Origin of the sequence: Empedobacter sp. GD03797 (assembly GCF_029842105.1) — a bacterium.
GTDB lineage: Bacteria > Bacteroidota > Bacteroidia > Flavobacteriales > Weeksellaceae > Empedobacter > Empedobacter falsenii_C.
On sequence record NZ_JAOCFS010000011.1, the window covers coordinates 1 to 24,581 of the forward strand.

Genomic DNA, 24,581 nt, shown 5'->3' on the forward strand with positions numbered 1-24,581 from the left:
AGAATGTTGAACGTTAAAAATTAAAGCTGTATTTCCACCATCACTCCAACCAACAAGATTGACTTTCTTTAGATTAAGTTTTTGAATGACTTGAAATAAATCGTTTGCAAATTCTTCGTAAGTGTATGGAGTATTTGTCAAATCGGTACTTCTTCCTTGCCCACGCGTATCAACAACAATTACTCGATAATGCTTGGCAAAAAATGGAATTTGTTGATAAAAATCTTCTATACTTCCATTATTTCCATGTAGAAATATCAAAGGCTCACCTTGTCCATATTCTTCATAATAAATTTTCGCATCATTTATATCAATATATTTTCCTGACTTATTTTTTCCATAAATCGACTTTTTAGCACTCTCTTTATGTTGATAATATGAAATTAATTCTTTCGTTTTTGCATCAATTTCTTCAGGCTTTTCCTCATTTATAGTCAATTTATCTTTTGAATATAAAATATCTAAGTTAGCTATAAAAACCCCTGCAGAAGCTTCCCAATTACCTTGACTTTGATATCTAAACAACAAGTCTTTTGCTAAAGATTTTTTAGCAGAAACACCAAAAACAAAATCTTCTTGAGCAAGCTTTTTATAATCAACTAATTGTAGTGTCACAGCTATTTTATCCACATTTTTGAATCGAAATTTATATGGTGTTAAATCAATTTTTTGCCATCCAGTTGTAGATGTTTTATAAATAATATTTTCATCTAAAAGCGATTCTGTTGGCAAACCATTTTTAACAACGTAAATATTAACTTTTAACGTGATTTCTTCATATTTGGAACTTGGAATAATATGAAAATTAAATGCATTTAGTTTTGTATTTGGGTAAATTTCAAAAATATTTCCTTGTTCAATTGTTGGTACATTTTGATTAAACATTTTAGAAAAAGTAAGCATTGGACGAGTTTTTTGACCAATAATTTTCTCTTTCATTTTTTCTGTTTTAAGCGTAACTTCTGACAATGAAATTGATTTTTCATTCAAGATTATAATTGAATTCTGTTGAACTTCTTCTATAGATTTTGAAATTTCATCATAACCTAATGCATCAAAAATTAATTGACTTTTAGATAGATTTTCTGGAATTTCGATAGAAAAGTTACCATTTTCATCTGTAATTGCTCCAACTTCTGAATTTTTTATTCCAATCGAACAATATGAAATTGGCAAATTATTACTGTCTTTTACACTTCCTTTTAATTTAATTTGAGCTTGAAGAATTGTACAAATTGTTACGATTAATATAAAAAAATAGTTGCGCATATTTTATTGTTTTGGTTATAAGACGAATTGTTTTTAAAAAGGTTACATGAGAAGATTGATAATTATTTCTTAAATTTTTGTTTCCTACAACGTTATCGTGACAACATTGATTTTGAGATGAAGTTGAAATGATTAAATTTGTTAAGGAAAGAATACTAAAAATATTATGGCTTTAAATACAATCAATCCAACAACTACAAAGGCTTGGAATGCTTTAGAACAACATTTTCAAACGATTCAGCATACATCAATCAAAGAATTATTTGCTCAAAATGCAAATCGTTTTGAAAAATTTTCAATTCAATATCCTTCATTATTAGTAGATTATTCAAAAAATAGAATTAATGCAGAAACGATTCAACTTTTGGTTGATTTGGCGAAAGAAATGGATGTTGATACGGCAATTCAGCAAATGTTTGAAGGAGATGTCATCAACGTGACAGAAAAACGAGCTGTTTTGCATACAGCTTTACGTAATCGCTCTAATGAAGAAGTTTTGGTTGACGGAAAAGATGTGATGCCTCAAATTAATGAGGTGTTAGATCAGATGAAATCTTTTTCGGAAAAAGTAATTTCGGGTGAATGGAAAGGTTTTTCAGGAAAAGAAATTACAGACGTTGTCAACATTGGAATTGGAGGTTCTGACCTTGGACCTGTGATGGTGACGGAAGCGTTGAAACATTATAAAACTCGTTTGAATATTCATTTTGTTTCGAATATTGATGGAACTCATCTAGCAGAAACTTTTAAAGCAATAAATCCAGAAACAACTTTATTTATAGTTGCTTCAAAAACTTTTACGACGCAAGAAACAATGACAAATGCTTTTTCTGCGAAAGAATGGTTTTTGAATTCTGATGCGCAAGAAGCTGATGTTGCGAAACATTTTGTTGCGTTATCAACCAATGCAGAAGGCGTTGCAAATTTCGGAATTGATACGGCAAATATGTTCCAGTTTTGGGATTGGGTTGGCGGTCGTTATTCATTGTGGAGTGCGATTGGTTTGAGCATTGCTTTGGCAGTTGGTTTCGATAATTTCGAAGAATTGTTAGAGGGAGCGCATGAAATGGATGTGCATTTCAAAACAGAAACTTTAGATCAAAATATTCCGGTTGTATTAGCGCTTTTAGGAATTTGGTACAACAATTTCTTTGGTGCAGATTCGGTTGCTTTGTTACCTTATGAGCAGTATTTATCGCGATTTGCAGCATATTTTCAGCAAGGTGATATGGAATCGAATGGTAAATATGTTGGTCGAGATGGGAAAAAAGTGGATTATGAAACGGGACCAATTATTTGGGGAGAACCAGGAACAAATGGACAACATGCTTTTTATCAATTAATCCATCAAGGAACAAAATTAATTCCAGCCGATTTTATTGCAGGTGCTAATTCATTGAATGTTTTAGGCGATCATCATGCAAAATTATTATCAAACTTTTTTGCTCAAACAGAAGCTTTAGCTTTTGGGAAAGATGAAGAAACAGTTGTTGCTGAATTGGAAAAAGCAGGGAAATCGAAAGAAGAAATTGATTTCTTAACTGCTTTCAAAATTTTTGAAGGAAATCGTCCTACAAACTCAATTTTATATGAAGTGTTGACTCCAAAAGTTTTAGGAAATTTAATTGCGATGTACGAACACAAAATTTTTGTGCAAGGAGTTATTTGGAATATTTTCTCTTTTGATCAGTGGGGAGTAGAGTTAGGAAAACAATTAGCAAATGTGATTTTACCAGAGTTAGAAAATGATGAGCAAGTTACTTCTCATGATGCTTCTACAAATGGATTAATCAATGCTTATAAATATTGGAGAAAATAATTTATCAATATAATTACTAAAAAATCCGCTCAATGAGCGGATTTTTTTATGAATTTTTGTGACCAGTTTCTTTTAAAAATAAGGTTAGAATAATGGCAATAAATATTCCGATGATCCAAAACCAAATTGCTTGATGATAATGTCCAGTTTTATCCGTAACATTTACAATTTCGTTTCCATATAATTTAGCAAAAACAGGATTTACTAGAGAAGTTACACCAAACGTCAAAAAGTTTTGAACTCCAGTAGCAGAGCCTTTTACATAATCTGGATTAGCTTCTTTGATAACCGAATATGGAATCATTGCGACTCCAGAGAAAAGCCCAAAAACGAAAAATGTAACTTTTATTGGAATTAAATCTGGAAGATAAATGAGTTGTAAAAACATCAAGATCATTCCGATACAACCAAAAAGAATAACAGGTTTTCTTTTTCCTATTTTATCCGTTACATAACCCATCAATGGACATCCAACTACCCAGCCTAGTGACGCCATAGCAGCAGTCATAGCAGCAGTGTGAGCATCATAACCTAAGTCTAATTTGAAAAAAGGAACAGCCCAAGTCATGGCAAAAATCGTTGTCGGTATAAATAATAATCCAGAAATAATACCAGTTAACCAAGAATTTGGATTGCTGAAAATAATTTTGAAAGGTTCAATAAAAGAGGTTTGTTTACTTTTTTCGATCTCTTCTTCAGACGATTTTGGAGTTATGAACAGCATTGCTACAGCTGGAATTATACATAAAACTCCAGCAATTATCCAAAATGTTTTATATCCAAAACCATTTTCTAATAATGGCGCAACCACAAATTGACCTGCCGCTCCACCAAGCATTCCTATACATTGAGAGAAGCCTATTGCTGTTGCTAAAGATTTTGAAGAGAATCCTTTGGTTGCTAAATAGACACAACCAGGAAAAGCAAATGCGCTACCCGCTCCTTGTAATAATCTGCCTGTTGTTCCAGCAAATTGGGAGGAAGCGATAAATAAAATACATCCTATTCCGAGTATAAAACATCCTGCAAACATCGAATATCTTGCACCAAATTTGTCTAAACATATTCCAGCAATTAAAGCGAATATCGAATAGGTGTAATAATATGTTCCAATGAGAGAAACTAAATTTTCTTTAGAAATGTTGAAATTCTGAGCCAAATCTGTGATCATTAATGAAGGCGCAGAACGAGTTGCGTAATCAATGAAATAGAAGACTAAGCCTAAAACCCATGCAATGATGAAAAGTTTTTTACTTGATTGTGTGATAGATGATGATTGATTCATTATAAATCTTTTAAATGTTTATAATTGGATTTAATCGTTTCCATTACTTCATCCATTTTTCCACCTAACATTAGTTTTGCCATAGATTTTGTCATTCCAATCATTTGATCAAGATCTACTTTTGGAGGCATTGCTAAAGCGTTTGGATTTGTAAATACATTTAATAAATACGGTCCATTATGAGCAAAAGCTCTTCCGATTGCATCAGGTAAATCATCAGGATTTTTAACTGATTCGCTTTCTATTCCCATTGCTTTTCCAATCAAAGTAAAGTCAGGATTTTCCATATCTGTTTCATTGTCAGGTAAACCAGCAACTTCCATTTCCAATTTAACCATTCCTAATGTTCTATTATTAAAAATAATAAGTTTAACAGGTAGATTATATTGTTTGATGGTTGCTAAATCTCCTAATAACATTGAGATTCCACCATCACCACACATAGCAATAATTTGTCTATCAGGATATGCCATTTGTGCACCAATCGCTTGAGGCATTGCATTTGCCATAGAACCATGATTGAAAGATCCTAACATTTTTCGCTCTCCCGTACCCGTTATATAACGTGCTCCCCACACACAACACATTCCTGTATCAACTGTAAAAATGGCATCTTTTGTAGCTAACTCATCTAATAAATAAGCTGCATATTCGGGTTGAATGGCATTTTCTTTTCCTTTTTCATGAACAAATGTCATTTTGCTTTCAAGAACTTTCTTGTACATTTCTAATTGACTATCCAAAAAATCTTTGTCTTGCTTTGGTTCTAATAACTCAATTAATTCGTTAATTGTTTCTTTTGCATTTCCGACTAATCCTAAATCAATTTTAGCTCTTCGTCCAAGTTTAGAGCCATCTGAATCAATTTGAATGATTTTTTTATCTGTTGGAATAAAATCTTTATAAGGAAAATCGGTCCCAATCAAAATAATTAAATCAGCTTTGTGCATAGCATGATAAGCAGATGGTTGACCAAGTAATCCTGTCATTCCTATTTCATTTGGATTATTGGGTTGAATACTCATTTTTCCTTTGAACGAATATCCAACTGGAGCATGCAAATGACGAGAAAGTTTTATAACTTCTTCATTTGCTTGAGATGCGCCAATTCCACAGAATAAGGTAATATTATTAGCATCATTTATAATAGAAGCAGCTTCTCTTAATTCAGTTTTATTTGGAGTAATAATAGGTTGATTGAAATAGAAATTCGAGGTATAATTACTTTCAACGGCTTCCATTTCTGCAATATCTCCTGGAAGTCCAATAATTGCAACATCTTTTTTTGAAATAGCATGTTGTATAGCTGTTTGTACCATTCTAGGAACTTGTTCTGCTCGAGTAATAATTTGATTATAACAACTACAATCATCAAAAAGTTTAATAGTATTCGTTTCCTGAAAATAATCTGTACCAAATTCTATTGTAGGCAGAGTAGAGGCAATTACAACTAAAGGAGTTCTTGATTTATGCGCTTCATAAACTCCGTTAATTAAATGTACATGACCAGGACCAGAACTTCCAGCGCAACATCCAATCCCATTTAATTCTGATTCGGCAGTTGCAGCTATTGCACCAGCTTCTTCATGTCTTACATGAACCCAATCAATTTTGTCACTTTGTTTAACTGCGATATTAAAAAAATTGAGACTATCACCAGTTACTGCATAAACACGTTTTATGTTCGCTTTTTCTAGTAATTCTACAATTTGATGTGCTACATTCTTTCCCATAATAAAGTATTTTTTGATTGTGACTAACAAGTTATGAAATTATAGGATAAAAATATTTGAAATAAGTGTTAAATATTTGAATAATAAATTGTTGTAAAATAAAAAAGCCTGTTGAGAAACAGGCTTAAAATTAACACATGAGGACAAAATTTACTCTACTAAATCTTATACGATTAATATAATTCAATATTTGTGCCAAAACTATATTTGACATATAAAATAAATGTTTAATCTATGTTTATTAGTTTTTATTTTTAATGATTAAAAACAGTTTTATATAAGAGTTTTTAAACGAGATAATATATATAAATACTTTACTTTCGTATAGCTTTAGGCTTTACCCACTTCTCTTCCTACTATCTCTAGTTATTTTTAATAATTTAATGAATTATTTTCTCAGATATAGAAATATAGGACTTCTATTTTTTTTTGATGTTTTCTACTATTCTTTTTGGTTACCAAAAAGATACAATAGTCGAAAGTGGTCAAATACTTATTTTTATATCTAAGAATACGGAAACGAATTTATTAGAAAAAATAACAGTAGATAAAACCATAAACAAAACCACTGTCGAAAAAAAGACGATTACTAAACCTAAAAAACTCAAAAAGGTTTTAGTCGTTAAAAATGAGAATAAGCAACAAAAAGAACATGTCTACAAGCCAAAAACAGCTATTTTATCGTCTAAAATAAAAATTTTATCTGGTTGTAATCTTCCTGATAGCTCGGGGAAAATAGTTTTAAAAGAAAATTTTTATAAATATCATCAAAAAGTAGCGAGGACAAATTCGATTTTTAAAATAAATCTGTCTGATATTTCTAATAATTTACTTTCGATTAATAATTCTTTTATTCATATTCGAATAAATGTAATCGATAACATTTTAACTCGTCCACCTCCATTATTTATTTTTCTTTCGTAAAACCATCAACTAAATCTACTGTATTAGTTTTAATAATATAGTTATAAATGAACAATTTAAGAAAAATAATAAGCGCAATTGTAGTGATGATTACATGCAATTTGAGTGCGCAAACTGTTATCTTCAAAGAAGATTTTGGGAAAAGTACAATAAGAACATCATCTCAATATGTACCACAAACAGGAAAAGATGGAAGTTTAGGCTTCTTCAAACACGGATCTTCTTTTTATCGACTTGCAGATAAATATTTGTCTGATTTATCAACTTTACCTTCAACCAATACTTATGGTACAAATAAAGGTAGTTATAACCAGGATGTGTGGAATATTGATAATGGTTTTTATGCCGTAATAGCACCTAGCCATATTTATGATATGACTAAAGTAATGCCAGATGGTAATAATATTGGATGGATTGGAGAATGGTGGTACAATCAAAATCCAAAACCAGCAGATCATACTGATGGATCTTTGGATGGAGCTGTATTGGTAGTAAATGGAGGTATGGTTCTTAACCAATATTACCGTCGAGTAGTACAATTAGAACCTGGGAAAACTTATAAATTATCTGCTTGGTTATATGGAGCAGGAGGAAAAATAGTGGGAGTAAATTTTGAAGCACAAGATATACTAACAGAAAAAGTATTAGGATCATCCAACATTGATCATAATATTACTGATTTTTCTGATAGAGCGGATAATGTGATGAAATTAAGTGCTGAAAATACTTGGGAACAAAAAACATGGACTTTTAAAGCTCCGAATGACGCAAATTGTATTAATATAGCTATTGCTCTAAGAAATAATATATCTTCAAATAGTGGTAATGATTTTTTTGTAGATGATATTACATTAGAAGAAACAACAGAAACTGGTACAGAGTATGACTGTCCAGATACTAATGTTGTAATTGATGATATAATTAAAGCAACAGATGACCATATAGATTTATCAACTACTTCTAGCATAAATATTATTGATAATGATTTATACGGAACAAGTGGTGAAAAAGTTACACTTTCTGGCTCTAACAAGAATTCTACAATTTCTATAATTGGAGAATGGCCTGCGGAAGCGATTTTAAATACAGAAACAGGTGTTGTTACATTTGCAAGTGGATTTATACCACCAGTTGGAGGATTAAGATATCAAATATGTAGCTTAATTGGGATTTGTTCTTCTGCAACAATTACATTTAGTACAACTCCAACTCCCGGAACACCTTGTACGAAAACACCAAATACAACAACAGCAACTTCTTTTACCAATGTTGGAGTTTCTACCATGTCAACAAAATTAGAGAATTGGCCAACTGCAATTCCAAATGGATTTTTAGCATTAGAATCTTCAACAAAAGGTTTTGTCATTACAAGAACTGCTGATGTAGCTAAAATTGTTGATGCAAAAGAAGGAATGATTGTGTATGATACAACCGAAAAATGTGTCAAATTATACAACGGAACTATTTGGCATTGTATCGAAAAAAGTTGTAACGAATAAAGATTATTAAAAATGAAAAATATAATATACGCTGCTATTTTATGCGGTTTTGCATCAATTTCTTTTGGTCAAGTGTCAATTGGTAAAAATGCAGTGGATGGGAATAATACAATTTTAGATTTCGAAGAATCAACAACAAATGGAATTATTTTACCAGCTGTTACTACTGTACCTACAGGTTTGGATGCAACGAATAATGGTGGAACCTTTGCTTTTGACTTAACAGATTCTAAAGTGAAAATGTATGAGAATGGTATTTGGGTTGAGTTAAGTGATGTTGGAGAAAAAACAGCTTTATTAACAAATTCTTCTAATGAAGTAGGTGATGGAGTAATTATTGGAGCTGAAACAACGACTGCAACAGGAATTTTAGTTTTAGAATCGGATAAAGATGCGATGATTTTACCTAAGGTTAATCAACCTGAAATTAATGTAAAAAGTCCATATCCTGGAATGATTTGTTACGATACAGCAAGTAAAACTGTTGCCATTTTTGATGGTAAAGTTTGGAATTATTGGAAATAATCATTCAATCTATTCATAAAAAAATGCGAGAAAAACTTCTCGCATTTTTTATTGTTATTTAACTGCTTTTATTTTTCCATTCATTGTTGCAAAATGCCCTGGGAAAGAACATAAGAAATCGTATGTACCTTCTTCTAAAGTAAATTTGATTTGATCATTTTCTTTACCACCTAATAATTTTGTATGTGCAATAATTTCTGATTGTAATTCGGTCGGAATATAATCTGTCGCCTTAGCAGAAGCCGCTGTATTTGCAAAAGCAGAAGCATCAGAACCAGGTTTTAATAAAATAAAATTATGTCCCATTGCTTCTTTTGACATTTCACCAGCATTCATCAAGATTAAAGTTACTTCTTCGCCAGCTTTCACTGTAAACTCAGTTTTATCGTAGCGCATATCATCACTTGCTTTCAAAACAATATGATTGTTTGTAGCAGGCGTAGCTGTAGAAGTTTCAGCATCTTCTGATGGAGCTGTACTATAATCTATTTCTGGTTGAGTTGATTCATCTTTCTTAGAACCTCCGCAGCTCATCATCAAAATTGCCGCGAAACTCATCAAAGCTATTTTTTTCATTATTTCAATTTTTTGTTTGATATAAAAATAATGAAATTCAGTAACTTAAAAAAGTTTACTCAGTCTAAATAGAACTGATTTTAAACAGATAAATATCTAAGGAATATCCAAATATTTGTGTGTTTGTAAAGAATAACGCCATTTCGGATTTTCTTTTACATATTCCACAATCAATGGAAGGTTTTTGTCACGTTTGCTCCATTCTGTTTGCAAGAAAAGCATACAATCTTTTCCAACACGAGCAGCTTGTTCTTCAGCAAACTGAAAATCGTGATTATTGAACACAATACATTTCAATTCATTTGCAGCTTCGCAAACTTCGTCTAACGGCAACATTAATTTCTTCGGAGAAAGACAAACCCAATCAATTTCTCCGCTCAACGGATAAGCACCCGAAGTTTCAATATGGATTCTTGCACCTTTCTCGTGTAGTTTTTTTGTCAAATAAGTCAAATCCCACATCAATGGCTCTCCTCCTGTAATGATGATTGTTTTGGCTTGAGAAGTTGCCAAGTCTACCAATTCATCAACATTAGTTAAGGGATGCTTGTCAGCATCCCAACTATCTTTTACATCGCACCAATGGCAACCTACATCACAACCTCCTAATCGAATAAAATAAGAAGCCACACCTGTGTACATTCCCTCACCTTGAATAGTGTAAAAATGCTCCATTACAGGCAATAATTTCCCTTCTTGTATCAATTGTTGTTCTTCTGCAGTTGTTGATGCAATGTGTATCATAATTTTATTTTTTGTTGTTGTATGCCAACAATGTGTTTTTTAATAACATAGCGCGTGTCATAGGTCCAACTCCTCCTGGAACTGGCGTTATCCACGATGCTTTTTCTTTTACATTATCAAAATCTACATCACCAGCTAATCTAAATCCTCGTGGATTAGTTTCGTCATCAACGCGTGTAATTCCTACGTCAACGATAACTGCTCCATCTTTTACCATATCAGCTTTTAAGAAACCTGGAACACCTAATGCAGTGATCACAATATCAGCTTCTTTTGTAAATTGTTCTAAATTTTGAGTTTTCGAATGAGTTAATGTAACTGTACTGTTTCCAGGATTTCCGTTTTTACTCATCAAAATACTCATTGGGCGACCAACGATGCGAGAACGACCAATCACAACTGTATGTTTACCAGCTGTATCAATGTTGTAACGCTCTAACATTTCCATAATTCCGTAAGGCGTAGCAGGTAAAAATGTTTCCATTTCTAATGCCATTTTACCGAAATTCATTGGATGAAAACCATCTACGTCTTTCTTAGGATCAATTGCATTGATAACCGCTTCTTGATCGATGTGTTTTGGTAATGGTAATTGCACGATAAATCCGTCCAATGTATCATCATTGTTCCATTTTTCAATTTCTGCAATCAAATCTTCTTGAGAAATTGTATCAGGCAAACGTAATTCTGATGACTCGAAACCTACAAAATGACAATCCTTGATTTTATTGTCAACATAGGTTTGAGAAGCACCATTACCTCCTACTAAAATTGCACCCAAATGTGGTACACGAACTCCTTGGTCCTTGTAATTCTGCACCAGCTCCTTGATCTCTTGTTTGATCTCTTTTGCCAGTTTAATACCGTCTAAAATTTGCATTGTTTTGTTGTGTTTGCGCAAAGATACGGACAAATTGGAAAATAAATCATTAAGTTTTGAGTTGATGATTTTTTGATTAAATAGAAAAACCACTTCGTTGTGAAGTGGTTTTAGCGTTATTGATATTTTTTTATCTATCTAAACTCTATGATTAAGCAAATCAGATGGATTTTGATTTATTATAATTATTTATTCTTGTAAAATCATTAGTTTTCTTACATCATCTAAAAAATCATTATCCTTTTCACAAGGAATCCTTTTATTCAATTTATTTTCAAAATATTCATTAAATCTCTTACAGTTTTTTACAGCATAAAATTTTTGTTCATTATTAAATAAAATAAAAGGATATAAAATATATTTTAACCTATAAGGTGCTCCATAATAACTTCCTACAGCCATTTTTGTAATTGCTTCACCTGAAGGAATAGCAGATATTTCGCTGTAAAAATAATCCGAATTTGCAAACTTTACTTTTAAGAAATAGTTTTTTGAATAATCTATCATAAAACCACCTTTCATTTCCTTCGCTTCGTTTTTATTAGATGCTTTTATGCTTAAGTAAAGATTTCCTTTGTAAACAACTGCAAAAGTATTTCTTAAAATATCATCACTTCCAACATATTTAAAAGCCATTAAGTCTTTTGGATTATCATAATATTTTTGACCTTCTTCTCTTCCAACAACCTTTTTTGTTGAGGAAGGAATTTTTTTATAAAAATCTTCAATTGTTTCATAAATACCTTCAGGCAAATCATTTTCATAATATTTATCCTTTATTTCGGTATAAGTATTTTGATCCACTTTATTAATAAAATCAATAGAATCAAAAATAATTTCAGAAACATCTTCTTTTATTATTGCTTGATTAGAAGACTTATTCATTTTAAGTTTATATTCATAAACTTTATCTCCATAAAAAACATCTTCAACTTCCATTTTTTTTCCGTCTGATAAAACTAAAGTTGCTTTTTTAATATACTGTCCAAAAGAAAGAGTAGAGCATAAAATAAATAGTGTTAATAATTTTTTCATTCAATAATATTTTGGATAAAATTAAAAAATCCACCTGAATAATCAGATGGATTTTGGTTTTATTGACTGAATTAAAAAATCTTTTATTTCAATTTTTTGATTCCCATGTTCCACAAAGTGAATGCATATTTATCAGCTGTTTCATTGATCACAACTTCTGTCGAACGACCTGCTCCGTGACCAGCTTTTGTTTCAATTCTGATTAAAACTGGATTATCACACGCTTGTTTCGCTTGTAAATTAGCCGCAAACTTATAAGAATGCGCAGGAACTACACGATCATCATGATCTCCTGTTGTGACTAATGTTGCAGGATAACATGTTCCTTCTTTTACGTTGTGAACTGGTGAATATCCTTTCAAATACTCGAACATTTCTTTACTATCATCAGCTGTTCCATAATCATAACCCCAACCTGCACCTGCAGTAAATGTATGATAACGTAACATATCTAAAACACCAACCGCAGGCAATGCTACTTTTGCTATTTTTGGATTAATTGTTTCTGTTGCTCCAACTAATAAACCTCCGTTAGATCCTCCTGATAATGCAGTAAAATCTGGTGAAGTGTAATTGTTTTTCTGTAAATATTCTGCAGCAGCAATGAAATCATTAAAAACATTTAATTTATTGAATTGACGCCCTCCATCGTGCCATTTTTTACCATATTCTCCACCTCCACGTAGGTTTGGAACAGCGTAAACTCCACCATTTTCAATCCAAGCAGCAGTTGCTGGACTAAATCCTGGTGTTAAACTAATATTGAATCCGCCGTATCCATAAACAATTGTAGGATTTTTACCATTTTTCTTCAATCCTTTTTTATACGTAATAATCATCGGAACTTTTGTCCCATCTTTTGACGTATAAAAAACTTGTTCAGAAATGTAATCATCTGAATTAAATTTCACATTTGGTTTAATGTAAACATCCGAAGAACCCGTTTCTACATTGTATTTGTAGCTTGTAGATGGTGTGATATAATTTGAAAATCCGAAATAGATTTCTTTCTCTGATTTTTTTCCTCCAAATCCTGATGCAGAACCAACTCCAGGCAATGTAATTTGACGAACTTTTGATCCATCATATTTGTATTGCTCTACAACCGAAATTGCATCTTTTAAGTATTTAGCAAATAAATAACCTCCTCCTGTAGAAACAGATAATACATTTTCAGTTTCTGGAATAACTGTTTTCCAAGCAACTTCGCTCAAATCAGAAATAGTTGCTTTAACTACTTTATTGTTTGGAGCTTTGTTATTCGTAAAAATGTAAAAAGTTTCTCCATCATTGTCAATCACAGAAGTATTTGTGTCAAAATTATTCACAATCGTTTTGATTGGACTATTTGCTTGAGACAAATCTTGATAATACAACTCATTTCCTGTTGTTGTATTCGCAGCTGTAATAATTAAGAAACGCTCATCATCCGTCAAATAAGCACCAACATAGCGACGAGGTGTTTCAGTTCCTCCAAAAATCAATTGATCTTTTTTCTGAGCCGTTCCTAATTTGTGGTAATATAATTTGTGTTGATCTGTTTTTTCTGATAATTCAGATCCTTTTGGTTTATCATAAGATGAATAATAAAAACCTTCGTTTCCTTTCCAAGCTGTTCCAGAGAATTTAACATCAATCAATGTTTCTCCAACTTGTGTTTTATCTTTTGCATTAAGAACAATAACTTTTCTCCAATCCGATCCACCTTCTGAAATAGAATATGCGACTAAACTTCCATCTTTAGAAAAACTAACATCTGCTAAAGAAACAGAACCATCTTTTGAGAATTTATTTGGATCTAAAAAAACTTCTTCTGTTCCGTTTTCACCTAATTTACGGTACAAAACTGAATGTTGTTGTAAACCATCATTTTTGTAGTAATACGTATAATCTCCTTCTTTAAAAGGCGTCGAAATCTTCTCATAATTCCAAATATCCGTCAACGATTTTTTCAATTGCGTACGTAACGGGATTTCATTCAAATAAGCATAAGTTGCTTTATTTTGTTCAATTACCCATTTCTTCGTATCCTCAGACAAATCGTCTTCCAACCAACGATATGGATCTTGTACATTCTCTCCAAAATACGTATCAACATGATCAATTTTTTTTGTATCTGGATACTTTTTCTTATAACTCTGTGCATTCACTCCTACCATAAGGGCAACATTAAATAAAATAAAAGCAGTTTTTTTCATTTCTTCTTAGTATAGCTGTTTTGGTAAAGATAATAAAATCAAAAAGATAAATTGGTATTGAAAAAAATGATTTAAATTTGCGCAAAATCCTCTCAGATTTTAATTAAAATGAATACTTAACACTTCGCGGCAACTTAACGTTTAATTCATTTTTATTTAAAAATTTATCAAGTATTTTTAATTTTTAAAAACCAAAAAAAATGACTGTAGAAAAGTCTTTAACAGCCAAAATTGGGTCTATTTTTTCGTTAATAAAACAATCTTTTTCAAGCGAAAACTTAGATTTAACCGCATTACCTCTAAAAAAATCAGTATTTCTATTAGCTATTCCGATGATGTTCGAAATGGTGATGGAATCTGTCTTTGCATTGGTCGATTTATATTTTGTAGGACATTTAAAAGAAAGCGCTTTCGCTATACAAACCGTTGGTCTTACAGAATCCTTATTAACAATTGTTTATTCGATTTCGATCGGAATAAGTATGGCTGCAACTGCCATTATTGCACGAAGAATTGGTGAAAAGAAACCCGAAAAAGCTTCGGAAAGTGCTTCGCAAGCAATTTTATTATCGATAATAATTACAATTCTGTTGAGTATTTTCGGATTTATATTCGCAAAAGATTTATTGATTTGGATGGGCTCAACCGAACAAGCCGCAGAATATGGGAAGAATTTCACTAAAATAATAATGGCAAGTTGTTTATCAATTGTATTATTATTCTTGATTAATGGAATTTTTCGTGGAGCTGGGAATGCAGCAATTGCCATGAAAAGCTTGTGGTTAGCTAATGGAATCAATATTATTTTGTGTCCAATTCTTGTTCGTGGATGGTTCTTTTTTCCTGAAATGGGATTAGAAGGAGCTGCCTTAGCAACTGCTATTGGACGAAGTGGCGGAGTGATTTATCAATTGTATTGTCTAACGAAAAAAGATTCATTAATTCAAATCAAATGGAGCTATTTCGTCCCAAAATCTAAACTCATTATCAATATTGTAAAAATTGCAGTTCCTGCTATTGTACAATACATTATTGCAAGTTGTAGTTGGATTATTCTCGCTCGAATTGTTGCTCAATCTGGTGGAGAAATTGCATCGTCTGGTTATCAAACTGCTTTACGATTGATGATGTTTTTTATGTTACCTGCTTGGGGATTGAGTAATGCTGCGGCAACTTTAGTTGGTCAAAACTTAGGAAATAAAGATCCCGAAAAAGCAGAAAAATCAGTCCTTATGACCATGAAATTTAACATCATTTACATGTTGATTGTAAGTGTTATTTTCTATGGATTAAGCAATTATTTAGTCTCAATTTTTACAACAGAAGAACATATCAAAATCGTTGCAAAAGAGGGAATGTACATTCTTGCAACTGGTTTTTTATTATACGGAATTGGAATGGTAATGATGAATGCTTTTAACGGCGCTGGAGATACGATGACGCCAACCATCATTAATTTTGTTGGATTTTGGTTATTCCAAATTCCATTAGCGTATGTGTTAACGTATCATTTCAACCTAAAAGAAGAAGGCGTTTTTATAGCAATTCCTGTTTCGGAAACGTTTATTGCAATTTTAGCATTTATTCTCTTTAAACGAGGGAAATGGAAGCAGAAAATAGTATAAAAAAAATCGCTCAAATGAGCGATTTTTTTATGTTTTTATCCTTTGTAAGTATAATATCTTGCACCTTTCAAATCTGGAATTTCAGTTTCAATGCGATCTAAGGCAAAACCTTTCGAATCATTAATAGATGTTTTTAGATTTTTATTGTGTAGATCTTGGTATTGTTCAAAAGAAATCGCTTCTCTTTGATTCAAATAATTGAACAAATCTATTTTATTCATCACATTTTTCCAACCTTCGCCAATTTGTCCTTGAAAAACTTTTGATTTAGATCCAGAACCATACGCAATAAATCCAACAGTTTTTCCATTCAACTCTTCATCATTATCAGCACTAACTTGTAAAGCTGATAAAAATGCCGTGAAAACAGAAGCTGTGTACATATTTCCGATCTCTGAAGAAGCACGTTGAGTTGGTTCTACTTTTTCTTTGATTAAGGCTTTATATTCATCCGATTTTGAAACAATTTTCAAGTTCTCATTCGAATTATTTTGACCATTTTCTAACGCAAAAACATCCGAAAACATTCTTTTTCCTTGAAATGCATAAGGCAAGTGAAAAGCAATAAATCGCCAATTTTCATACAATTTACCTTCAACAGCAGCTTTTTCTTTAAAATCAAAATAAGCTTCTCTAACTCTGTTTTTATAACATTCGTTAGAATATTGACCTTCGAAAACTGGTTCATCAGAAAAGATTTCGATTTCAGATTTTGTAGTTCCTAAAGCATTCAAAATATTTGCATCAGAAGTTGATTGATGAGGCTTGAAGAAATCAAAAACAGATTCCATTCCAATTCCCCAATTGTTATCAAACGCAATCAAATCTGGTTGATTAGAAATTAACATCGCTACTGCACCAGCACCTTGTGTATATTCTCCCGTCGATTCTAAACCATATTTTGCATAATCGGCCGCAATTACAATCGCCTTTTTAGCTGGATTTACACGAACATAATCGATAGAATTGTGCATTGCATCTACTCCACCCACGCACGCAAACGTCATATCCACAACATCTGTGTGCTTGAAAGGTCGTTCTCCGAATTGATTTGCCAAAACAGATTCTACCAATTGAACTGCGTAAGTTGCCGTTGGTTTTGCGCCATCCAAAGCACTTTCTGTTCCTAAATAAATTCGTCCGATTTCGTTTGGATTAATATTAAAATCAGTCATCAATTTCAATAAAGCATTCGCAGCAATCGTTGCTGTATCTTCGTGAGCATCTAAAACTGACATTTTCTTTAAACCCAAACCAATTTCAAGTTTATCAGGATCAATATTACGCTGAATTGCTAAATCTTTTATTGGTAAATATATATGCGGAACGTAGATAGAAGCCGCCTCTATTCCATACTTCATTTTCGTTATTTTTTAAGCGAACTTCAAAGTTAAGCGTATTTTAATTTTTATTAGGTATGAAATAAATCCTGAATTTTAAGAAATCGATATTCATTATAAATTAATCAAAAAAGTATAGGTTTAATTGTAAAATGTCTTAAATTTAGGAGTAATATTTAAAATATTTTTTTCAAAATGGCTCGTACTTTTTACAAATCAATCAAAAATTCAGTCAAATATTGGTGGATTTTATTAATCATAGGATTATTATTCGTTGGACTTGGAATTTACACATTCGCTTTTCCAACAGCATCGTATGTTGCACTTTCAGTATTTTTTGCTGTATCTTTTTTATTTTCTGGAATTTCGGAAATCATTTTCTCGATTTCAAATAAAGATGAAATTGACAGTTGGGGCTGGACATTAACTTATGGAATTATCACAGCAATTGTCGGATTTATGTTAGTTGTTAATCCAATTTTAAGCTTAGAAGTTTTTGCTTATTATGTTGGGTTCTTAGTGTTATTCCGCTCAATTTCTGGAATTAGTTATGCTTTCGACCTAAAAAATTATGGTGTAAAAGATTGGGGTGTTTCGTTATTTTTGGCAATTGTAGGATTAGTTGTTTCGCTTATTTTATTATCAAAACCACAATTAGCAGGTTTAACAGCTGTTGCATGGCTTGGTTTAGCGGTTATTTCGACAGGATTATTTGCGATTTTTATTTCACTACAATTGAAGAAGATTAAAGATATCCCGAATAATATTTCAGACGATTTGAGAAGTCGATATGAAGAAATTAGAAAAGAAATCGAAGATTTTAAAAATCAATAAAAAACAAAAACCTCCACTTTAATTGAAGTGGAGGTTTTTGTTTTACAATATTGGTGCTAATAATCTACAAATTGATGCAAACGCACGGTTATACCAAGGTCTATTTTCCCATTTTTCAATAGTTAATAATTCGGAATCGTCTTTATCTCTATCAAATTGAACACTCATTTGTTGTAATAACGTCACGTTTTCAATCACCGAAGTAATCTCGAAATTAATCATAAAACTACGGTAATCTAAATTCACTGTTCCAATAAAAGCCAATTTGTCATCGACCGTAATTGTTTTGGCGTGAATAAATCCTTTTTCATACAAATACACTTTTACACCTCGCTTCATCAAAGGTTTTAGGAATGATAATGACGCTTGTTGCACCACAATAGAATCGCCTTTTTTAGGAATAATCAACTCCACTTCTACTCCACTCGAAACCGCAATCATCATCGCTGTCTTAAATTCATCACTTGGTATAAAATATGGCGTGCACAATTGCACTTTCTTTTTCGCCAAAGTAATTGCCAAAATCATAGCTTCCATTGCCGAGTGTAAATCACTTCCTGGTGAAGAAAGTCCGAAACTAACCGTTGAAAAATCGTTCTTTTCTTTACTTGAATAAAAATATTTTGGATCAGAAATATTGAACTTTTTGCCTTCCGTCATCATCCAATTTAAGTAAAAATGCAATTGCAAACTATTGATAGAATCTCCTTCAATCATCACAGAAGTATCACGCCAATAAACCTTATTATTTGGGCTTATTACACCATTTTGATTGATGTATTTATCACTAATGTTAATTCCGCCTACAAATGCTTTTTTGCCATCAACAATCAAAATTTTGCGGTGATTACGGTAATTAGAATTCGCCAAAGAAGAAAATCGAACAGGTAAAAATGTTTGAAATTCGACTCCTGTCCCATCAAATCTTGATTGATGTTTATTTAGTTTCGGCGAGCCAAAATCATCCGCAGTAACACGAACTTCTACACCATTTTTAGCTTTTTCAATCAGAATATCAATGATTTCATTTCCGATATGATCTTCATCAAAAATATAATATTCGAGATGAATATGATCTTTCGCTTCACGTAAAGCTTCCAAGAAAAGAGGGAATTTTTCTTCTCCATTTGTCAACAACTTTACTTTATTATTTGTTGCAGGATAAGCAACTCTTGCATTATTTAAATAACGATAAACCTGCGACAACGAACCTATTCTTGTATTTACTTTATCTAAATCATCTTGAACAAATTGATCCATTTCAGTCCATTTTTCATTGATGATTTTTTGATGATTTTTATCTATTCGACTAAAAAATTGATCTTTTTTGAATTTCTGTCCAAAGAAAAAATATAGAATTATTCCTATAAATGGTAGAAAAACAATCACTAATATCCATGCAATTGTTTTGGTTGGATTTCTATTTTCGATCAAAATAGTAACAATCACCATTATATAAAGGATTGTAAGCGGTACCCAATACCATTCTTTGATAAAGTTCCAGATGTGCAAAAGTGTGATTGACCATTCCATTTGTTACAGATTCGTAATTTTTTTATAAAAATAAATGAATAAAAATCAACTGCTTAAAAAATTAACAGAAAATATTTAAAAATAATTTTGGAAATGATGAATAAACCTTCTTATATTTGCAATCCAAAATGACGGTGCCTTAGCTCAGTTGGTAGAGCAAAGGACTGAAAATCCTTGTGTCCCTGGTTCGATTCCTGGAGGCACCACCACATTTATAAAACCTCAAGCATGTGTTTGAGGTTTTTTTTTTGAATGAACATAACAATTTATTCATCGAGTATTTTAGAGTTGTATCTAAATATTCCGTAAATTGCATAAAACATGGAAATAGGAAATAGACCTTGGGGTTCTTATTATGTATTAGAGGACACCGATATATATAAATTAAAAAGAATAGAAGTGAATGTTGGTGGGCGTTTGTCTTACCAATATCACAATCATCGTGCGGAAGTTTGGACAATTGTTCAGGGAACTGCAATGGTGACACTTGACGATAAAGAATATGAATACAAGGCGGGAGAAGTCGTTATTATTCCATTAAAAGCAAAACATCGTATTCAGAACATAGGTAATGAGACATTAATTTTTATCGAAGTTCAGCATGGTACGTATTTTGGGGAGGAAGACATCATTCGCATCGAAGATGATTACAACCGATCATCTGAAGATTAACAAAAACTAACTATAAAATACTAAACTAATTGACTATGAAAATCGGAATTACATTTAGTGCTTTTGATTTGCTCCATGCTGGACATATCAAAATGCTAGAAGACGCAAAACAACATTGCGATTATTTGATTGTGGGTTTACAAACTGATCCTACATTAGATCGACCAGAAAAAAACAAACCAACACAAACTGTTGTAGAACGCTACATTCAGTTAAAAGGCTGCAAATTTGTTGACGAAATTGTACCTTATGCAACTGAAGAAGATTTGGAAGATGTTTTGAGATCGTTCAAAATTGATGTGCGTATTTTAGGTATTGAATACCAAGATAAAAACTTCACAGGACGTAAATATTGTGAAGAAAAAGGAATCGAATTGTACTACAATTCAAGAGACCACCGTTTCTCAAGTTCTGGACTTAGAAAAGTGGTTGCTGAAAAAGAACTTCTTAAAGTTGTAAAATAAAAATGGAGTAAGGTTAGAGTTTATCTAACCTTTTTTATTTACAATACTTTCTCAATCAAAAAATTAATGTAAAAAATAATTCTAAAAATTATACCTTTGCAAAATGTCAAATATAGTTGCAATTGTAGGAAGACCAAACGTTGGTAAATCTACGTTCTTCAACAGAATGATCCAAAAAAGACAAGCTATCGTTGATGACACTTCTGGTGTTACACGTGACCGTCACTATGGAAAATCTGATTGGAATGGAAAAGAGTTTACCGTAATCGATACCGGAGGGTATGTCGTTGGTTCAGATGATACCTTTGAAGAAGAGATCCGCAAGCAAGTTGAATTAGCTATTGATGAAGCAAATGTAATTTTGTTCATGGTAGACAATCAAGTTGGTTTAACGGATATGGATAAGGAAGTTGGCAACCTTTTAAGACGCACTAAGAAGCCTACATTCTTAGTTGTGAATAAGGTCGATACCAACAAAAATTTAGACGATTCTTATGAGTTTTATAACTTAGGATTCGAAAAAATGTACACAATCGCTGCAATGAGCGGAAGTGGAACAGGTGAATTATTGGATGATGTGGTAGATTGTTTTACAGAAGAAGAACACATTGATCCATTCGAAGGTTTACCTAAAATTACGATCGTAGGTCGTCCAAATGCTGGAAAATCTACATTAATCAATGCATTATTAGGTGAAGAACGTAATATTGTAACGGATATCGCAGGAACAACACGTGATTCTATCGAAACGTTGTACAATAAATTTGGACACGAATTTGTTTTGGTAGACACTGCCGGAATGCGTAAAAAAGGGAAAGTTAGCGAAGATTTAGAATTCTATTCTGTGATGCGTTCGGTTCGTGCAATCGAAGAATGTGACGTTTGTGTCTTAGTAATTGATGCAGAACGTGGAATTGAAGCACAGGATTTGAACATTCTTTATTTAGCAGAACGTAACCGAAAAGGTGTTGTCATCTTAATCAACAAATGGGATTTATTGGAGAAAGAAACCAATACAATGAAAGAATACAAAGATGCTATTCTAAAACGTATTGCGCCTTTTACAGACGTTCCTGTGTTGTTTATCTCGGCTCTTACAAAACAACGTGTCTTGAAAGCTGTTGATACATTTATCGAAGTTTACGAGAATCGTAGTCGCCGTATCAAAACAAGTAAATTAAACGAAACTTTGTTACCGATTATCGAGATTACACCTCCACCTGCAGTAAAAGGAAAATACATCAAAATCAAATATGTAACGCAGTTACCTACAAAAACGCCTCAATTTGCGTTTTTCTGTAACTTGCCGCAATATATTAGAGATCCTTACAAACGATTTATTGAAAATCAATTGAGAAAGGAATTTAATTTTGAAGGAGTTCCAGTTGAAGTTTACTTCAGAAAGAAATAATAAAAATCCAAAAAGTCCATTTACAATTTGTAGATGGACTTTTTTATTGATAACAATAGAATTTAACATTCATAAAAAAAGCTCAACGATTGACGCTGAGCATTTTTGTGACCGAGACAGGATTCAAACCTGTAACCTCTTGAGCCGTAATCAAGTGCGCTATTCAGTTGCGCCACTCGGCCGTTTGAAATAATTGAAAGTATTTTCCCTTATTTCGAATGCAAATATACAGCACTTTTATCGTAAAAACCTAAGCTTTTCGAGAAAAATTTTTAACAATAATTTAATTTACAACGTATCAATTGCTTACAAAAATATTTTTTTATGATTTTGGCAGAATTCTTAACTTGCTTCCACTAAATTCAAACCAAAATGATTAAAAAATTAATTCTAAGTTCATTCATTCTTCTTGCCATTAGTAGTTGTAAACAGTCGAAAGAAGCTGTTAAAACTGAACAAGAAAATACAACTTTTCAGTTTGCAAAAAATATTTCTATCGAAGAAAACAACGAAACAATCACGATAAAATCATCTGGAAATACGATTTCTTTTGATAAAAAAGACTTGCCAATCAAAACTGTGATGGTAGAAACTTCGTCTGCTGTGACGTTTTTAGATCAATTAGGAAGTCTTAATTTAATCAAAGGAGTTTGCGATGCAGATTTTATTTACAATCCTAAAATTGCTGAAGGGATCGCGAATAAATCAATCTTAAAAGTTGGAAATTCGAACGAATTATACACAGAAATCATCTTAAAAAATAAACCACAATTGATTATTGCAAATTCAAATCCTGTTTTGGCAAAATTTCATCAACAATTGGAACAAAATGGGATAAAAGTATTGTATTTGGATGAATACAAAGAGCAAAATCCAATGGGACAAGTTGAGTATTTGAAGGTTTTCGGAAAATTATTCGGAAAAGATACAGAAGCTGAAAAACGTGTAGAAACGGTTAAAAATAATTATGATTCGATCAAAAATATCATTCAAACCAAAGCACAAGGTAATGTTTCAACAATTGTCAATACAATGTATGGCGATATTTGGTATGCTCCGACAAATGATTTGTTGCAAGCAAAATTGATTGACGATGCGAAAGGAAATTATATTTTCAAGAATAAAACAGGTGAAAATAGTTTGAGCTTAACGTTTGAAGAAGTTTATACAGTTGGAAAATCTGCAAATTATTGGATCAATGTAACAAACGTAAATTCATTAGCAGAAATGAAAGCTTCTTATCCAAATTATGCGTGGTTTGATGCGTTCAAAAAAGGAAATGTATATGCTTACAATAAACGAATGAATGCAAAAGGTTCGAATGATTATTTTGAGCAAGGAATTCTTCGACCAGATATTATTTTGAATGATTTAGGAAAAATTTTCTATCCAAATTTATTTCCAACTTATGATTTATACTTTTATCAACAATTGAAATAAATGACTGAGATTATTCAAAAACTTGAAGATTTTGTTCTAAAATCAATGAATTTATCCATTTCTAAGCTAGAAAAAGATTTAGAATGTGATGAATGTGTTGGTTATAATTTCAATGTTAATGAGTTTTCTATAAAATTTAGAAAAGCGAAAATTACGCCTAAAAAAGTTGGTCAATTTGTAACGTTATGGAAACGAAATACAGCTAAACAAACCGAACCTTTCGATGAAAATGATGTATTTGATTATTATATTATTGCTGCAGAAGATGATTCTAAACTAGGTTTTTATATTTTTCCGAAATCAATTTTAATTGAAAAGAATATTTTGACCTCAATTAAAAAAGAAGGAAAAAGAGGTTTTAGAGTTTATCCGAATTGGGTAAAACCTGAAAATAAACAAGCGGAGAAAACTCAAAATTGGCAACAAGATTATTTTGTAGAAATCGACAATCAACAGATTGATTTAAATAAAGTTAAATCATTATTCAAATAATAATTTAGATGTCTCGACTAGCTCGACATGACATTTCCTGAATACTTTTTTATGAAAATTAAAACTAGGGAAAATGTCATTCCGACATTAGGAGAAATCTCTACTATATTTATATTTGAAAATTTGAGATTTAAATAAAAATATCCTATAAATTAGATATTCCTTATATTTTTATGTCACTTTTTACTTGACTAAAAAGTAACCAAAAAGTCAAGGCTGTAAATCTATGACGTTAAGACCATTTTAATAAGACGATACATTAATTATTACTTTGTAAAATATT

At 31.7% G+C, this 24,581-nt stretch carries 21 protein-coding genes and 2 tRNA genes; 12 read left to right on the forward strand and 11 right to left on the reverse strand.

The features are described 5' to 3' along the window. Positions 1–1,269, reverse strand: a 1,269-nt coding sequence (locus N5D90_RS09020) for an alpha/beta fold hydrolase (RefSeq protein WP_280062222.1), incomplete at its 3' end; no start/stop codon positions are given. Positions 1,270–1,435: 166 nt separating this feature from the next. Between N5D90_RS09020 and pgi the strand changes: the two genes are divergently transcribed. Then, a complete protein-coding gene (gene pgi, locus N5D90_RS09025; RefSeq protein WP_280062223.1) occupies positions 1,436–3,088 on the forward strand; it encodes a glucose-6-phosphate isomerase in 1,653 nt (550 codons plus the stop codon). A gap of 46 nt (positions 3,089–3,134) precedes the next feature. Here pgi and N5D90_RS09030 read toward each other — a convergent pair whose 3' ends face one another. Continuing rightward, a complete protein-coding gene (locus N5D90_RS09030) occupies positions 3,135–4,373 on the reverse strand; it encodes an MFS transporter (RefSeq protein WP_280062224.1) in 1,239 nt (412 codons plus the stop codon). Continuing rightward, a complete protein-coding gene (locus N5D90_RS09035) occupies positions 4,373–6,106 on the reverse strand; it encodes a thiamine pyrophosphate-dependent enzyme (RefSeq protein ID WP_280035186.1) in 1,734 nt (577 codons plus the stop codon). The genes N5D90_RS09030 and N5D90_RS09035 overlap by 1 nt, the downstream gene beginning before the upstream one ends. A gap of 432 nt (positions 6,107–6,538) precedes the next feature. Between N5D90_RS09035 and N5D90_RS09040 the strand changes: the two genes are divergently transcribed. Genes N5D90_RS09040 through N5D90_RS09050 form a run of 3 tightly spaced genes read left to right on the forward strand, consistent with a single transcriptional unit; the run spans position 6,539 to position 9,054 of the window. Next, positions 6,539–7,030 carry a hypothetical protein gene (locus tag N5D90_RS09040; protein ID WP_280062225.1) on the forward strand — a complete coding sequence of 164 codons (492 nt, stop codon included), beginning with the start codon at positions 6,539–6,541 and terminating at the stop codon, positions 7,028–7,030. A 47-nt stretch (positions 7,031–7,077) separates the two neighbouring features. Beyond that, a complete protein-coding gene (locus tag N5D90_RS09045; RefSeq protein WP_280062226.1) occupies positions 7,078–8,529 on the forward strand; it encodes a hypothetical protein in 1,452 nt (483 codons plus the stop codon). Positions 8,530–8,541: 12 nt separating this feature from the next. Then, positions 8,542–9,054, forward strand: coding sequence for a hypothetical protein (locus N5D90_RS09050; protein ID WP_280062227.1), 513 nt, complete (start codon positions 8,542–8,544; stop codon positions 9,052–9,054). 54 nt (positions 9,055–9,108) lie between these two features. Here the strand turns inward: N5D90_RS09050 and N5D90_RS09055 are convergent, their stop codons facing one another. The 5 genes from N5D90_RS09055 to N5D90_RS09075 all read right to left on the reverse strand — a co-directional run bounded on the left by N5D90_RS09055 (position 9,109) and on the right by N5D90_RS09075 (position 14,487). Further along, positions 9,109–9,630, reverse strand: a complete 522-nt coding sequence (locus N5D90_RS09055) for a plastocyanin/azurin family copper-binding protein (RefSeq protein WP_180905630.1) — start codon at positions 9,628–9,630, stop codon at positions 9,109–9,111. Between the two features lie 96 nt (positions 9,631–9,726). Then, entirely contained in the window at positions 9,727–10,374 is a 648-nt protein-coding gene (locus tag N5D90_RS09060) for a 7-carboxy-7-deazaguanine synthase QueE (RefSeq protein ID WP_280062228.1), read from the reverse strand. 4 nt (positions 10,375–10,378) lie between these two features. Next, positions 10,379–11,254, reverse strand: coding sequence for a bifunctional 5,10-methylenetetrahydrofolate dehydrogenase/5,10-methenyltetrahydrofolate cyclohydrolase (locus tag N5D90_RS09065; RefSeq protein WP_280062229.1), 876 nt, complete (start codon positions 11,252–11,254; stop codon positions 10,379–10,381). A gap of 189 nt (positions 11,255–11,443) precedes the next feature. Continuing rightward, positions 11,444–12,289, reverse strand: a complete 846-nt coding sequence (locus N5D90_RS09070; RefSeq protein ID WP_280062230.1) for a hypothetical protein — start codon at positions 12,287–12,289, stop codon at positions 11,444–11,446. A gap of 83 nt (positions 12,290–12,372) precedes the next feature. Further along, on the reverse strand, positions 12,373–14,487 hold the full coding sequence (locus tag N5D90_RS09075; RefSeq protein ID WP_280062231.1) for a prolyl oligopeptidase family protein: 2,115 nt from the start codon (positions 14,485–14,487) through the stop codon (positions 12,373–12,375). A 200-nt stretch (positions 14,488–14,687) separates the two neighbouring features. On the opposite strand from N5D90_RS09075, the gene N5D90_RS09080 reads away from it, so the two are divergent. Then, positions 14,688–16,112: an MATE family efflux transporter gene (locus N5D90_RS09080; RefSeq protein ID WP_280062232.1), complete on the forward strand. Its 1,425-nt coding sequence runs from the start codon at positions 14,688–14,690 to the stop codon at positions 16,110–16,112. 35 nt (positions 16,113–16,147) lie between these two features. Here N5D90_RS09080 and N5D90_RS09085 read toward each other — a convergent pair whose 3' ends face one another. After that, positions 16,148–17,473: a hydroxymethylglutaryl-CoA synthase family protein gene (locus tag N5D90_RS09085; protein ID WP_280062233.1), complete on the reverse strand. Its 1,326-nt coding sequence runs from the start codon at positions 17,471–17,473 to the stop codon at positions 16,148–16,150. 174 nt (positions 17,474–17,647) lie between these two features. Between N5D90_RS09085 and N5D90_RS09090 the strand changes: the two genes are divergently transcribed. After that, positions 17,648–18,286, forward strand: coding sequence for an HdeD family acid-resistance protein (locus tag N5D90_RS09090; protein WP_280062234.1), 639 nt, complete (start codon positions 17,648–17,650; stop codon positions 18,284–18,286). A 42-nt stretch (positions 18,287–18,328) separates the two neighbouring features. Here the strand turns inward: N5D90_RS09090 and cls are convergent, their stop codons facing one another. After that, positions 18,329–19,819, reverse strand: coding sequence for a cardiolipin synthase (gene cls, locus N5D90_RS09095; protein ID WP_280062235.1), 1,491 nt, complete (start codon positions 19,817–19,819; stop codon positions 18,329–18,331). A gap of 133 nt (positions 19,820–19,952) precedes the next feature. Between cls and N5D90_RS09100 the strand changes: the two genes are divergently transcribed. The 4 genes from N5D90_RS09100 to der all read left to right on the forward strand — a co-directional run bounded on the left by N5D90_RS09100 (position 19,953) and on the right by der (position 22,366). Next, a tRNA-Phe gene (locus tag N5D90_RS09100) sits at positions 19,953–20,028 on the forward strand. A 112-nt stretch (positions 20,029–20,140) separates the two neighbouring features. After that, positions 20,141–20,491 carry a phosphomannose isomerase type II C-terminal cupin domain gene (locus N5D90_RS09105; RefSeq protein ID WP_038336510.1) on the forward strand — a complete coding sequence of 117 codons (351 nt, stop codon included), beginning with the start codon at positions 20,141–20,143 and terminating at the stop codon, positions 20,489–20,491. 35 nt (positions 20,492–20,526) lie between these two features. Beyond that, on the forward strand, positions 20,527–20,955 hold the full coding sequence (locus tag N5D90_RS09110; protein ID WP_180905607.1) for an adenylyltransferase/cytidyltransferase family protein: 429 nt from the start codon (positions 20,527–20,529) through the stop codon (positions 20,953–20,955). A gap of 103 nt (positions 20,956–21,058) precedes the next feature. Beyond that, positions 21,059–22,366: a ribosome biogenesis GTPase Der gene (gene der / locus N5D90_RS09115; protein ID WP_180905606.1), complete on the forward strand. Its 1,308-nt coding sequence runs from the start codon at positions 21,059–21,061 to the stop codon at positions 22,364–22,366. A gap of 108 nt (positions 22,367–22,474) precedes the next feature. On the opposite strand, the gene N5D90_RS09120 is transcribed toward der, so the two are convergent. Next, positions 22,475–22,548, reverse strand: a tRNA-Arg gene (locus tag N5D90_RS09120). A gap of 190 nt (positions 22,549–22,738) precedes the next feature. Between N5D90_RS09120 and N5D90_RS09125 the strand changes: the two genes are divergently transcribed. Both N5D90_RS09125 and N5D90_RS09130 read left to right on the forward strand, forming a co-directional pair. After that, on the forward strand, positions 22,739–23,806 hold the full coding sequence (locus N5D90_RS09125; protein ID WP_280062236.1) for an ABC transporter substrate-binding protein: 1,068 nt from the start codon (positions 22,739–22,741) through the stop codon (positions 23,804–23,806). Next, positions 23,807–24,298: a MepB family protein gene (locus tag N5D90_RS09130; RefSeq protein WP_280062237.1), complete on the forward strand. Its 492-nt coding sequence runs from the start codon at positions 23,807–23,809 to the stop codon at positions 24,296–24,298. It abuts the gene before it with no gap. Positions 24,299–24,581 lie beyond the last annotated feature (283 nt).

What these genes read in the sequence shown, in the direction of transcription:
- pgi (WP_280062223.1), top strand. Translation starts at nt 1,436, where the DNA reads ATGGCTTTAAATACAATCAATCCAACAACTACAAAGGCTTGGAATGCT.
- N5D90_RS09030 (WP_280062224.1), bottom strand. Translation starts at nt 4,373, where the DNA reads ATGAATCAATCATCATCTATCACACAATCAAGTAAAAAACTTTTCATC.
- N5D90_RS09035 (WP_280035186.1), bottom strand. Translation starts at nt 6,106, where the DNA reads ATGGGAAAGAATGTAGCACATCAAATTGTAGAATTACTAGAAAAAGCG.
- N5D90_RS09040 (WP_280062225.1), top strand. Translation starts at nt 6,539, where the DNA reads ATGTTTTCTACTATTCTTTTTGGTTACCAAAAAGATACAATAGTCGAA.
- N5D90_RS09045 (WP_280062226.1), top strand. Translation starts at nt 7,078, where the DNA reads ATGAACAATTTAAGAAAAATAATAAGCGCAATTGTAGTGATGATTACA.
- N5D90_RS09050 (WP_280062227.1), top strand. Translation starts at nt 8,542, where the DNA reads ATGAAAAATATAATATACGCTGCTATTTTATGCGGTTTTGCATCAATT.
- N5D90_RS09055 (WP_180905630.1), bottom strand. Translation starts at nt 9,630, where the DNA reads ATGAAAAAAATAGCTTTGATGAGTTTCGCGGCAATTTTGATGATGAGC.
- N5D90_RS09060 (WP_280062228.1), bottom strand. Translation starts at nt 10,374, where the DNA reads ATGATACACATTGCATCAACAACTGCAGAAGAACAACAATTGATACAA.
- N5D90_RS09065 (WP_280062229.1), bottom strand. Translation starts at nt 11,254, where the DNA reads ATGCAAATTTTAGACGGTATTAAACTGGCAAAAGAGATCAAACAAGAG.
- N5D90_RS09070 (WP_280062230.1), bottom strand. Translation starts at nt 12,289, where the DNA reads ATGAAAAAATTATTAACACTATTTATTTTATGCTCTACTCTTTCTTTT.
- N5D90_RS09075 (WP_280062231.1), bottom strand. Translation starts at nt 14,487, where the DNA reads ATGAAAAAAACTGCTTTTATTTTATTTAATGTTGCCCTTATGGTAGGA.
- N5D90_RS09080 (WP_280062232.1), top strand. Translation starts at nt 14,688, where the DNA reads ATGACTGTAGAAAAGTCTTTAACAGCCAAAATTGGGTCTATTTTTTCG.
- N5D90_RS09085 (WP_280062233.1), bottom strand. Translation starts at nt 17,473, where the DNA reads ATGAAGTATGGAATAGAGGCGGCTTCTATCTACGTTCCGCATATATAT.
- N5D90_RS09090 (WP_280062234.1), top strand. Translation starts at nt 17,648, where the DNA reads ATGGCTCGTACTTTTTACAAATCAATCAAAAATTCAGTCAAATATTGG.
- cls (WP_280062235.1), bottom strand. Translation starts at nt 19,819, where the DNA reads ATGGAATGGTCAATCACACTTTTGCACATCTGGAACTTTATCAAAGAA.
- N5D90_RS09105 (WP_038336510.1), top strand. Translation starts at nt 20,141, where the DNA reads ATGGAAATAGGAAATAGACCTTGGGGTTCTTATTATGTATTAGAGGAC.
- N5D90_RS09110 (WP_180905607.1), top strand. Translation starts at nt 20,527, where the DNA reads ATGAAAATCGGAATTACATTTAGTGCTTTTGATTTGCTCCATGCTGGA.
- der (WP_180905606.1), top strand. Translation starts at nt 21,059, where the DNA reads ATGTCAAATATAGTTGCAATTGTAGGAAGACCAAACGTTGGTAAATCT.
- N5D90_RS09125 (WP_280062236.1), top strand. Translation starts at nt 22,739, where the DNA reads ATGATTAAAAAATTAATTCTAAGTTCATTCATTCTTCTTGCCATTAGT.
- N5D90_RS09130 (WP_280062237.1), top strand. Translation starts at nt 23,807, where the DNA reads ATGACTGAGATTATTCAAAAACTTGAAGATTTTGTTCTAAAATCAATG.